Annotated in this window: 12 protein-coding genes; 2 read left to right on the top strand and 10 right to left on the bottom strand. The window is 74.4% G+C overall.

The annotated features are described in order from the left end of the window. Positions 1–174: 174 nt before the first annotated feature. Together ABZY31_RS09315 and bldG are read right to left on the bottom strand one after the other, a co-directional pair. A complete protein-coding gene (locus tag ABZY31_RS09315) occupies positions 175–633 on the bottom strand; it encodes an ATP-binding protein (protein WP_356406565.1) in 459 nt (152 codons plus the stop codon). Positions 634–719: 86 nt separating this feature from the next. Further along, positions 720–1061 (bottom strand): anti-sigma factor antagonist BldG, encoded by a 342-nt coding sequence (gene bldG / locus ABZY31_RS09310; RefSeq protein ID WP_008743037.1) that lies wholly within the window; start codon positions 1059–1061, stop codon positions 720–722. Between the two features lie 81 nt (positions 1062–1142). Here bldG and ABZY31_RS09305 point away from each other — a divergent pair, with 81 nt between their 5' ends. Beyond that, positions 1143–3695 (top strand): DEAD/DEAH box helicase, encoded by a 2553-nt coding sequence (locus tag ABZY31_RS09305; RefSeq protein ID WP_356406562.1) that lies wholly within the window; start codon positions 1143–1145, stop codon positions 3693–3695. Between the two features lie 20 nt (positions 3696–3715). On the opposite strand, the gene ABZY31_RS09300 is transcribed toward ABZY31_RS09305, so the two are convergent. From ABZY31_RS09300 to ssd, 7 genes are read right to left on the bottom strand one after another with little or no spacing between them, the layout of a single operon-like run. After that, entirely contained in the window at positions 3716–4159 is a 444-nt protein-coding gene (locus tag ABZY31_RS09300; RefSeq protein WP_356406559.1) for an Rv3654c family TadE-like protein, read from the bottom strand. Beyond that, positions 4156–4587 (bottom strand): TadE family type IV pilus minor pilin, encoded by a 432-nt coding sequence (locus ABZY31_RS09295; RefSeq protein WP_356406557.1) that lies wholly within the window; start codon positions 4585–4587, stop codon positions 4156–4158. The genes ABZY31_RS09300 and ABZY31_RS09295 overlap by 4 nt, the downstream gene beginning before the upstream one ends. Then, positions 4574–4771, bottom strand: a complete 198-nt coding sequence (locus ABZY31_RS09290; protein WP_356406554.1) for a DUF4244 domain-containing protein — start codon at positions 4769–4771, stop codon at positions 4574–4576. Before ABZY31_RS09290 ends, ABZY31_RS09295 begins: the two co-directional genes overlap by 14 nt. 36 nt (positions 4772–4807) lie before the next feature. Continuing rightward, positions 4808–5623, bottom strand: a complete 816-nt coding sequence (locus ABZY31_RS09285; RefSeq protein ID WP_356406552.1) for a type II secretion system F family protein — start codon at positions 5621–5623, stop codon at positions 4808–4810. Then, positions 5623–6510 carry a hypothetical protein gene (locus tag ABZY31_RS09280; protein WP_356406549.1) on the bottom strand — a complete coding sequence of 296 codons (888 nt, stop codon included), beginning with the start codon at positions 6508–6510 and terminating at the stop codon, positions 5623–5625. The genes ABZY31_RS09285 and ABZY31_RS09280 overlap by 1 nt, the downstream gene beginning before the upstream one ends. Then, complete coding sequence (locus ABZY31_RS09275) at positions 6507–7655, bottom strand: TadA family conjugal transfer-associated ATPase (protein WP_356406546.1); 1149 nt, start codon at positions 7653–7655, stop codon at positions 6507–6509. Before ABZY31_RS09275 ends, ABZY31_RS09280 begins: the two co-directional genes overlap by 4 nt. Next, positions 7652–8869 carry a septum site-determining protein Ssd gene (gene ssd, locus ABZY31_RS09270; protein ID WP_356406543.1) on the bottom strand — a complete coding sequence of 406 codons (1218 nt, stop codon included), beginning with the start codon at positions 8867–8869 and terminating at the stop codon, positions 7652–7654. The genes ABZY31_RS09275 and ssd overlap by 4 nt, the downstream gene beginning before the upstream one ends. A gap of 642 nt (positions 8870–9511) precedes the next feature. Here ssd and ABZY31_RS09265 point away from each other — a divergent pair. Continuing rightward, on the top strand, positions 9512–10390 hold the full coding sequence (locus ABZY31_RS09265) for an HAD-IB family hydrolase (RefSeq protein ID WP_356406541.1): 879 nt from the start codon (positions 9512–9514) through the stop codon (positions 10388–10390). A gap of 403 nt (positions 10391–10793) precedes the next feature. On the opposite strand, the gene ABZY31_RS09260 is transcribed toward ABZY31_RS09265, so the two are convergent. Next, positions 10794–11663, bottom strand: a complete 870-nt coding sequence (locus ABZY31_RS09260) for an oxidoreductase (protein ID WP_356406538.1) — start codon at positions 11661–11663, stop codon at positions 10794–10796. Positions 11664–11704: the final 41 nt, after the last annotated feature.

Below are 11704 nucleotides of genomic sequence, written 5' to 3'. Positions count from 1 at the left end.
TTGACAGATCGCCGCTCCCGCGCAGAAGGGGCGCGGATCGCCGTGCATTCGATCTAGGAAAAGGAAAAAGGCCCTGCTCAGCAGGGCCTCGAAAAAAGATAGGAAGATGAGATTAAGGATCTAGGAGGAGAAAAAGCGGAGGAACGCGCCGCGTCCCCGGAAGTCGCACGGCGTCTACGGGCGTGCGGAGAGCCCGTTCGTCGGCCAGCTCATCCTGATGACACCGCCCGATTCCCCACTGGTCACCTCGAGATCGTCCACGAGCCCGCTGATGACCGCGAGGCTCATCTCGTCGTCGGCGTCGCTGTCGCCCTCCACCGCCGCGGGGGCGGGGTCGTCGGAACCCGCGCCGGAGTCGGGCGTGGCGTGGCTGCCGGAGGGGCCGGGGACCTCGTCGCCGACCTCGATGGTGAAGACCTTCTCGTCCTCGGTCAGCACGACGCGGACGGGAGCGAGGAGCCCGTTGCCCCGGTGCAGGCCCACGGCGCGCGAACAGGCCTCGCCCACGGCGAGTCTGACCTCGTCGAGCACGGCCTCCTCCACGCCGGCCCGGCGCGCCACGGCGGCCGCGACCAGGCGGGCCGTCCGGACGTGTTCGGGCTGAGCGCTGAAGCGGAGTTCAACGGTGGCCATGCGCGTCCCCCTCGGATTACGGGCGTGCCTTGCGGGGGCCCGGACCACTGTGGTCCGGAATCCCCCGCTCCTACTGCCGGGATCCGTCAGTCGGTGGCGTTGACGGCGTCTTCCACCGTGGTGTGAATCGGGAACACCTTGGTGAGACCGGTGATGCGGAAAATCTTGAGGATGCGCTCCTGGTTGCACACCAGGCGCAGCGAGCCCTCGTGCGCACGGACGCGCTTGAGGCCTCCCACGAGCACACCGAGGCCGGTGGAGTCGAGGAAGTCCACTCGCTCCATGTCGACAACCAGGTGGTAGCTGCCGTCGTTCACCAACTCGACCAACTGCTCGCGCAGCTTGGGCGCGGTATACACATCAATCTCGCCACCGACCTCGACGACTGTGCGGTCGCCAACTGTGCGAGTCGACAGGGACAGGTCCACGGATCCTCCAGCACCTTGCTATCGAGCGGCGCCCCCCAGGGGCCTCCTCATCCGAAGGTAGAGGAGGGATTGGCTGCCGCGATGGCATTCAATCACTTACCGGCAGGCGCGCACGACGCCTTGGGACCATTGTCCCGCACACCGGTGACACACTCACTTTGGATGTCCCACACTTCCCGTCCCGGTCGGCCCACGGCGGCCGCGGACTCACGACCCGGCCCCGACACGGTCCTGGACCGCCTGTCACGGGGGCCTTCGCGAGCTGCGCGCATCACTCATACGGAGCACTTGCCCCCTCGGGCGGGCCGTCATGCAGTGTGGCCCGATCGCATCCGAACGGATGTCGTAGCGGCGATCCGGGCCGCGGGCATCGAACACCCGTGGGAACACCAGGCGCGGGCGGCCGAGCACGCCCTGGACGGCACGTCCGTGATCGTCGCCACCGGCACCGCTTCGGGCAAGTCCCTCGCCTACCTCGCCCCGGTCCTCAGCGCCCTCGCGGACGGCGCCGAGGCGCCCAACGGGCGGGGCGCGACCGCCCTGTACCTCGCGCCCACCAAGGCCCTCGCCGCCGACCAGCGGCGCGCCGTGCGGGAACTCGCCGGACCTCTCGGAAACGCCGTCCGGCCCGCCGTCTACGACGGGGACACGCCCGTCGAGGAACGCGAATGGGTCCGCCAGTACGCCAACTACGTGCTGACCAATCCCGACATGCTGCACCGGGGCATACTCCCCGGCCACCCCCGCTGGTCCTCCTTCCTGCGCGCCCTGCGCTACGTGGTCATCGACGAGTGCCACACCTACCGCGGGGTCTTCGGTTCGCACGTCGCCCAGGTGCTGCGCCGGCTGCGGCGGCTGTGCGCCCGCTACGGCGCCGACCCGGTCTTCCTCCTCGCCTCGGCCACCGCGACCGACCCGGCCGCCTCGGCGAGCCGCCTCACCGGCATCCCCGTGACGGAGATCACGGACGACGCCTCCCCGCGCGGCGAGGTCGTCTTCGCCCTGTGGGAGCCGCCGCTCACCGAGCTGCGGGGCGAGAAGGGCGCCCCCGTGCGGCGCACGGCCACCGCGGAGACCGCCGAGCTGCTGACCGACCTGGTGGTCCAGGGCGTCCGCACGGTCGCCTTCGTGCGCTCCCGGCGCGGCGCCGAGCTGATCGCCCTGATCGCCCAGGAGCGCCTGGCCTCCGTCGACCTCTCCCTGCCGCCCCGCGTGGCCGCCTACCGCGGCGGCTACCTGCCCGAGGAGCGCCGGGCCCTGGAGCGGGCTCTGCACTCCGGGGAACTCCTCGGGCTGGCCGCCACCACCGCCCTGGAGCTGGGCGTGGACGTCTCCGGCCTGGACGCCGTCCTGATCACCGGGTACCCCGGCACCCGGGCCTCCCTGTGGCAGCAGGCGGGCCGGGCCGGGCGCTCCGGCCACGGCGCCCTGGCCGTCCTGATCGCCCGCGACGACCCGCTGGACACCTACCTCGTCCACCACCCCGAGGCACTGTTCCAGCGGCCCGTGGAGGCCACCGTGCTGGATCCCGACAACCCCTACGTCCTGGCCCCCCACCTGTGCGCGGCGGCCGCCGAGCTGCCGCTGACCCAGGCCGACCTGGCGCTGTTCGGCCCGGCCGCCCACGACCTCATCCCGCAGCTCGAAGCGGCGAAGCTGCTGCGCCGCCGCGCCACGGCCTGGCACTGGACCCGCCGGGAACGGGCCTCCGACCTGACGGACATCCGGGGCGAGGGCGGACGCCCGGTCCAGATCGTCGAAGCCGCCACCGGGCGGCTGCTCGGCACCGTCGACGAGGCGGCCGCCCACACCACCGTCCACGACGGCGCGGTCCACCTTCACCAGGGCCGCAGCTACCTGGTGAAGCACCTGGACCTGGAGGACTCGGTCGCCCTCGTCGAGGAGGCCTCCCCGCCCTTCTCCACCACCGCCCGCGACATCACCTCCATCTCCGTCCTGGACACCGACACCGAGATCCCCTGGGGCGCGGCCCGGCTCTGTTTCGGCTCGGTCGAGGTCACCAACCAGGTCGTGTCCTACCTACGGCGCAAACTGATCACCGGCGAGGTGCTCGGCGAGGCCAAACTCGACCTGCCGCCGCGCACCCTGCGCACCCGGGCCGTGTGGTGGACGGTCACCGAGGACCAGCTCGACCAGGCGCGGATCAATCCGGAGATCCTCGGCGGCGCCCTGCACGCCGCCGAGCACGCCTCCATCGGCCTGCTCCCCCTGTTCGCCACCTGCGACCGCTGGGACATCGGCGGCGTCTCCGTGCCTCTCCACCCGGACACCCTCCTTCCGACGGTCTTCGTCTACGACGGCCATCCGGGCGGTGCCGGCTTCGCGGAGCGGGCCTTCCACACGGCCCGCGCCTGGCTGACCGCGACCCGGGACGCCATCGCGGCCTGCGAGTGCGAGGCCGGCTGCCCGTCCTGCATCCAGTCCCCCAAATGCGGCAACGGCAACGACCCCCTCCACAAACGCGGCGCCATCCGCCTCCTGACCCACCTCCTCTCAGCAGCCCCGAACCCTGAGAGGCAGGCGGGGGCGAGGCCCGCTGCGGGGTCGGAGCCAGAGCCGGGGCCCGCTGCGGGGCCGGAGCTCGGGCCCTCGGCACCGCCGGCGGCTTCCTAGGCCCGGGCTCCGTCCCAGCCCTAGTCAGTCAGGTCCGGGGGTCGGGTCGGAGCCGGTGGCCGGGCCGGGGGCCGGGCCAGGGACGGGGCTGGGGCCGAGGCGGGGTTCGAGGCCGGGCGGGGATCGGGGTCCGGGGGCAGCCGCGGGCCCGCGCGGGAGGTCGACTCGGGGGTGAAGGGGCCCGTCGATGTGCGGGTCGTGACGTCCGCGAGCTCCCCTGAGAGCGTGCAGGCGGTCATCCGGGCGCCCTGGGCCACCGCCACCCGTATCGCCGTCGCGCACGCGGCCCGCGGGCCGTGGGTCCAGCTCGCGGCGGCGGCCAGCGCCGCCAGGTCCGCGGCGGAAGCGGCCCGGTGCCGGGCCACCACCGCCTGGCCCAGCAGCAGCACTCCCCCGAACACCGCCACGAGCGCCGTGGCCACCACCGCCGCCCACACCGTGGCCGAGCCCCGGTCCCGGCTCACGGCGGCGGCCCCACGCTGTCCTCGGCCAGCGCCACCGCCTGGGCCCCCAGCCGCACCGGCAGCGCCCCCGGGCCGGGCGCGGGCGCGCTCACCCGGACCCGCCACAGGTCACCGGTCCGCTCCAGCTCCACCCGCGCCCCCGCCGGCGCGGCTTCCCGAGCCGCGCCGAGGGCCGCCTCGGCCGGTTCCGACCGGGCCGCCACCCGTGCCCCCGCCCGCGCCGCGTCCACGCACCGGATCTGCGCTGCCGCCGCCATCAACGCCCACACCAGCAGCGCCGCGAAAAGAACCAGCGCCGGGATCACCAGTGCCGCCTCAGCCGTCACATATCCCCGGTCCCCCTTTTTCCGCACGCGCCCGGACTTCCGGGACGCGTCGTCAGACCCCTGGCCGGAAGAACACCGGGAAGTCCACTCAGAAGGGCGCATCGAGTGCCTTCCCGATGGTCGACTGGAGCGCCGACGCGACGGCGTCACTCGTCACCACCTTGTACAGAACGGCCGCGAACGCACACGCCGCGATCGTGCCCATGGCGTATTCAGAAGTGGACATTCCCGCGTCCCCGCAGCGACCCCGCAGAGCCGACCTGACACGCGCCCACATGATCCGCATGACAACCTCCTGTGAATGTGAGTTTCTGATGTGATTTCAGTTACCGGAGAGGAGACCGGAAGCCATTCCGATCACCACCGGAGCCACTCCCACGGCGAGAAAGGCGGGGAGGAAACACAGCCCGACCGGGGCGGTGATGAGAACCGACACCCTCTGCGCCACGGCCCCCGCCCGCCGGGCCCGGTCCTCGCGGAGCCGAACCGCCAGCCGGGACACCGGCTCCGCCGCCGGAGCCCCCGTCCTGGCGGCCCGCTCCAGGCACTCGGCGAGCATCCGGGCGTCCGGTATCCGCGCCAACCTCCCCCACGAGTCCCCCGGTTCACCGCCCAGCCGCAGCTCCGCCCCGGCCATGGCCAGCCGCTCGCCCACCGGCCCGCCGAGCGACTCCCCGACCACCTCGGCCGCCTCCACCGGCCCCGCTCCGGCCGCCAGGCACGCGGCCAGCAGATCCGCGGCGAACGGCAGCTGGCGCACCGCCTCCCGCGGATCCACCCCGGGCGCCGCCCGCACCCGGCGCTGCCACCTCCGCACCCCGAAGGCCGCCGCGCACCCGACCGCCCCGCCCGCCACCCCGCCGACCAGAACCCACCCGGCCAGCAGCGCCCCGACCGGCGCGGCCCACCCCGCCAGCGCACCCCGGACCCGGGATCCGATCAGGGGCCCGCGGGGGACCGGGTCCACCGGCAGCAGCACCGCGAGCCTGCGCCGGACCCCCCGCTCCCGGACCCGCGCACCCAGCGCCGACGCCAGGCACACCACCGCCCCCGCGAGGCAGAGCGCCGTCCCCAGCCTGTGGACGAAGAACCCGAAGCCACCCCCGGGCTCAGGCAGCCACGCCCCGAACCCGCCCATCACCGCTCACCCGCCCGCATCAGCCGCCGACACCACAGCAACCCCAGAGCCTCCAGCACCCCGCCCGCCGCCAGACACCCCAGCCCCAGCGGGGTGTGCAGCAGCACCCGCAGCGGGTCGGCGCCCATGGCCGTCCCCATCAGGAGCCCGACCAGCGGCAGCAGCGCCAGCACCACCGCGGTGGAGCGCGCCCCCGCCAACTGGGCCCGCAGGGACTCGTCCCGGTCCCGCTCCGCCCGCAACGCCCCCTCCAGCCGCTCCAGCCCGGCCGCCAGCCCCGCACCGCCGTCCAGCGAGACCCGCCAGCAGGCGGCCATCCCGGCCAGCCCCTCCGCGCCCGGCTCCCGGGCCGCCAGCCGCAGTGCCCCGGCCACGTCCCCGCCGAAGGCCGCCGCGGCCAGCAGCCCCGCCTCCGCCGCGCCCGGACCTCCCGGTCCGGCCACCGTCCGGCGCATCGCCGCCGTGAGGGCCTGCCCCGGCTGCGCCCCGGAGCGCAGCTCCCCCACCACGGCCCCGCACAGGGCCGACACCTCCGCGGCCCGCGCCTCCCGGGCGCGGGCCCGCCGCCGGATCCGCAGCAGTCTCCGTACCAGCGGCACCGCCACCGCCCCCACGACGAGCGGGATCGCCGATCCCCCCAGTACGGCCAGGACCAGCCCGGCCACCAGCGCGCCCCATTCCGGCGCGCGGGCCGCCCGCATCCGCACCGCGGCGGCCAGCCGCTCCCAGGGCGCGGGCCCCCCGGATACCACCGGTCCCGCACCGGCCAGCAGCAGCCGGGCCCGCCGGGGCCCCTGGTCCCGGGCGGCCAGCAGCCAGGCCGCCGCCCCGGTACAGAGCGCCGCGGCGAACACCGGAACCGATACCAACGACGTCCCCGCGCTCACCGCACACCTCCCAGCAGAGGGCGCAGCCGCTCCCAGCCCGCCTCCCGGACGAAACCCCGCGCACCCCAGCACAGCGCGGGCACCGTCACCACCAGTCCGGCGGAATCCCGCTCCAGCACGTGCACCTCGGCCACCCGGCGCTGCCCGCCCCGGTCCCGGACCAGGTGGATCACCAGGGAGAGAGCCGCCGCCAACTGGCTGTGCAGGGCGGCCCGGTCGAGCCCGGCGGCGCTTCCCAGCGCCTCCATCCGGGCGGGGACGTGCGCGGCGGCGTTCGCGTGGACCGTCCCGCACCCGCCTTCGTGCCCGGTGTTCAAAGCGGCCAGCAGATCGGCCACTTCGGGTCCCCGCACCTCGCCCACGACCAGCCGGTCCGGCCGCATCCGCAGCGCCTGGCGGACCAGGTCGGCCAGCGTGACCAGGCCCGCGCCCTCCTGGTTCGCCGGGCGGGCCTCCAGCCGCACCACGTGGGGATGGTCGGGGCGCAGCTCGGCCGAGTCCTCGGCCAGCACGATCCGCTCGTCCGGACCGACCAGCCCCAGCAGCGCGCTGAGCAGCGTGGTCTTTCCGGTGCCGGTGCCCCCGGACACCAGGAACGAGAGCCGGGCCTCGACCAGCGCCCGGAGCAGCCGCTGCCCGCCCGGCGGCAGCGTCCCCGCGGCCACCAGCTCCTCCAGGGTGAACGCCCGCGGCCGCACCACCCGCAGCGACAAGCAGGCCGAGCCGACCGAGACGGGCGGCAGCACCGCGTGCAGCCGGGTCCCGTCCGGGAGCCGCGCGTCCACCCAGGGCCGCGCGTCGTCCAGCCGGCGCCCCGCGACGGCGGCCAGCCGCTGCGCGAGCCTGCGCACCGCCTCGGCGTCCGCGAAGGTCACCGCGGTCAGCTCCAGCCCCCCGCCCCGGTCCACCCACACCCGGTCCGGCGCGGCCACCAGCACGTCCGTCACCCCGGGATCGGCCAGCAGAGCCTCCAGCGGTCCCGCGCCGACCAGCTCGCACCGCAACTCCTCGGCGGCGCCCAGCACCTCCGCGTCCCCCAGCAACCGCCCCTGGGCCCGCAGCGCCGCCGCCACCCGGGCCGGGGTCGGCTCCGCCCCGCTCTCCGCCAGCCGCCGGCGCACCGCGTCCAGCAGCCCGGCGCTCATGCCGTCACCCCCTGACCGGCAGGGGCCAGCGCCCGCGCCCAGAAGCCGTCGCAGAACCGGGCCAGCGCACCCCGGGCCCGAGCCCCCGGGGTCTCCCCCTCGGCCACCCTGCCGGGCAGTCCCACCTCCAGCGGCACCTCTCCGGCCAGCGGCACCCGCAGCAGCTCGGCCACCGCTTCGGCGTCCAGCCCGCCCGGGAACCTTCCCCGGACCACCACCCGCACGTCCCGGGCCACCATCCGGACCCCCGCCGCCACCCGCCCGGCGGCGGCCACCGCCCGCAGCTCGCCCGGCACCACGAGCAGCACCAGGTCCAGCTGGGCCAGTACCTCGGCCACCCCCTCGTCCACCCGCCGGGGCAGGTCGACCACCACCACGCCGCCCCGGCGCCGCGCGGCGGCCACCACGGACCGCATCGCGGCTGGCGGCACCACCACCCGGTCGCCGCGGTCCCAGCTGAGCACCCGCAGCGCGTGCAGTTCCGGCAGTGATTCCGCCAGCGCGTCGGCGCCGACCCGGCCCCGCGAGCCCGCGAAGTCCGGCCAGCGCAGCCCCTGGGCGCCCTCGCCTCCGAGCAGCACGTCCATACCGCCGCCCAGCGGGTCACCGTCGACGAGGAGCGTCCGCTCCCCGGAAGCGGCGGCCCGCACCGCCAGGGCGCAGGCCAGCGTGGAGGCTCCGGCGCCGCCGCTCCCGCCGATGACCCCGACCGTCAGCGCGGGCCGTCCGGCGCCCTCCACCACATCGGCGATGCGGTCGACGAGACGGCTCTCGGCATCCGGAAGCCGCAGGACCTCCTCGGCACCGATCTCCACCGCCCGCTGCCACACCAGGGGATCGTCCAGATCCCGGCCGACGAGGAACACCCCGTGCCGCCGGGGCGCTCCGCGCACCCGCCGCGCGGCGTCGTCCCCGACGAGGACGAGCGGCGCGCTCTCCCAGCCGATGCCCCCGCCCGCGCTCCGCTCGGCGCCGTCCCCTGCATCCCCGCCGGTGCGCCGGGCCCCGGCGGCCTCGCCGCCCTCGGCGCCGTCTGAGTCGACGTCGGCGGCCCATGCCGTTCCGCTGTGCTCCGGCACCGAGTGGTCCACATACGGCTCGGCTCCTGCCGCGGCGCACAGCCGCAGCAGATCGTCGAGCAGCAACGGGTCTTCCGTGATGATCAGCGGCCGTCCGCCGCCCAGCGCGGGCCGCTCCCCGGCGGGAACCGGCACGCCCCGTCCCGGCCGAGCCCTTTCCCCTGCCCGCGCGCGGACCTTCACACCGACCGCCGCTCCCCGCGGCCTTCCGGCCACCGGTCCCGCCGCGGGCCGGGTCCGCGCCCGGGGCCCCGCCGCGGCCGCCCTCCCGGTCCTCGGTCCGGCCCACATTCCGGCCGTCGATCCCGTGAACGATCCAGCCATGATCCCCACCCCTTTCTCACCGCACATCCCGGGCCGTGGACTTCACGCCCGGAATCACCGTGCAGCGAGGAGGGGAAATCAAGTGGATCTTGCTTGAAAACTGGGGACAAGAACGCGCCTGTGAATAACTTCGCCACCCACAAGAGTGAGTTCACAGCGCACTGGGACAACTACACAGCGTCACGCGTTCGAGAGAATGAAGGGCCTTCGCCACGTAGGCCCACCGAGCAAGAGGGGCCAGAGGAATGATCACTTGGGGCCGAAGGCAGAGACGCGAACCGCGTCCGGACATGCGACGACCCCCGCCGGGGGGGAGAGCGGGGGTCGTCCCCACGGTCCGACTCGGGGGGGGGAGGAGCCAGACCGGGTTAGCACGGTCGCGAACGATCCGTGACTTCCATGGTGTACCCGAGAGGCCGCTTAGGCAAACCCACGCGCCGCACTTTACGCCGAATGGTGGGCGCATATGCTCGGGGCGTGGAAAACCAGCCCTTGCCGCACTCCTTGCCTCGCACTGCCGCCTTCTTCGACCTGGACAAGACGGTCATTGCCAAGTCGAGCACGCTGACGTTCAGCAAGTCCTTCTACCAGGGCGGCCTGATCAACCGGCGAGCGGTGCTGCGCACCGCGTACACCCAGTTCATCTTCCTGGCCGGCGGCGCCGACCACGACCAGATGGAGCGGATGCGGGAGTACCTCTCCGCGCTCTGCAAGGGATGGAACGTCCAGCAGGTCCGGGAGATCGTCGCCGAGGCCCTGCACGACCTCATCGACCCGATCATCTACGACGAGGCGGCCTCCCTCATCGAGGCCCATCACACCGCGGGCCGCGACGTGGTGATCGTCTCGACCTCCGGCGCAGAGGTGGTCGAGCCGATCGGCGAGATGCTGGGCGCCGACCGGGTCGTCGCCACACGCATGGTGGTCGGCGAGGACGGCTGCTTCACCGGCGAGATCGAGTACTACGCCTACGGGCCCACCAAGGCGGAAGCCGTACGGGAGTTGGCCGAGTCCGAGGGCTACGACCTCGCGCGCTGTTACGCCTACAGCGACTCGGCGACGGACGTCCCGATGCTGGAGGCGGTCGGCCACCCGCACGCGGTCAACCCCGACCGGGCACTGCGTCGGGAGGCGCTGGCCCGCGAGTGGCCGATCCTGGTCTTCAACCGGCCGGTCCGGCTCAAGCAGCGGCTGCCCGGACTGTCCATGCCCGCCCGCCCCGCGCTCATCGCGGCGGCGGCGGTCGGCGCGGCCGCGGCCACGGCCGGCCTCGTCTGGTACGCCAGCCGACGCCGGGCGAGCGTCCTCGCGGCGGTCACCGGCTCCGCCTGACGTCCCGCCGAGCCGCACCCCGCACAGCTCCCCCCGCGGGGTCCTCACCAGCCACGACACGCCGCGCCCGATTCGCACCGTTACGCCCCGAAAGTAAAGAAGTGGGGCTAGGGGTTCCGCTTACTTCGGAAGCGGAGTACAAAGGAGTCAACGGCCCGCGAGACCAAAGAACATCCGAGAGGATCATCTTTAACCGCAGTAAGGCCCACGGACCGAGCAAGATGCACGAACGCCGAGCACCCACGCGACGTCGACCCGTCGATTACGGGCCAGCCGCACCAGGTGACGGGCAGAGTTCCCGACCTGATGGGCAACCTTCGAGGACGCTTGGTAACCCGGCGCGAGTGCCAGCGGCGACACCAGAGCAAGACGGTGTCGCCGCAACCCTATGTTCCGGCCGCCCTCAGGCGGCGCCGCGCTGGAGCGCCTCGCACACCGCCGTCGACTCGCGGACACCCAGTTCGACCGCCCGCCCGCAGTGCGCGATCCATGCGGCCATCCCCTCGGGGGTCCCGGACACGTACCCCTCGAAGGCCGCCAGGTAGCCCGCGCGGCCCTGCTCGGCGTGACCGACCTCCGCAGGGCAGATCGCCTTCGGGTCGAGGCCGCTGTTGATGAGCACGATCCGCTCGGCCGCACGCGCGACCAGCCCGTTGTACGAAGCGAACGGCCGCAGCGCCAGCAGCTCGCCGTGCACCACGGCCGCCGTGACCAGAGCCGGGGCCGCACTCCCGCCGATGATCAGCCCGGACAGCCCTTCGAGCCGTCCCGCGACCTCCCGCGCGTCCGGCAGCGGCAGCTCCACCAGCGGCTCGTCCACCGGCTCGCCGGCCAGCCTCGGCCGCCCGACGGTGTCCACGGCTGGTCCGTCCGCCCCCGGCGCGGAACCGGAGCCCGAGCCACCACCCGTCCTCACCTGCCCCACCGCCACCAGGTGCAGCCGCGCCAGTACCCGCATCGGCGACTGCCGCCAGATGCTCAGCAGCTGCCCGGCCTCGGCGGTGAGCCGCAGCGCCGCGCCCACCGTCCGCGCCTGCTCCTCCGAGCCGAAGTCGCTGCGCCGCCGCACCTCCTCCAGGGCCCAGTCCGCACCGGACAGCGCCGCGCTCCCGCGCGCCGCCCGCAGTGCGGCCTCCGAGGTGACCTCGCCGGCGCGGCGCCGCATCACCCGGTGCCCGTAGACCCGGTCCACGGCCTTGCGTACGGAGTCCACCGCGTCCGGCACTCCGGGGAGCGACGTCAGGACGGCCAGCGGATCAGAAGCGCTACTCATAAGTAGGGAGCCTACGCACTGCTCAGCCATAGCACCGACCC

The organism is Streptomyces sp. NPDC006529 (assembly GCF_040611795.1).
Taxonomy (GTDB): domain Bacteria; phylum Actinomycetota; class Actinomycetes; order Streptomycetales; family Streptomycetaceae; genus Streptomyces.
This window is presented reverse-complemented; position numbering and strand designations above follow the sequence as displayed.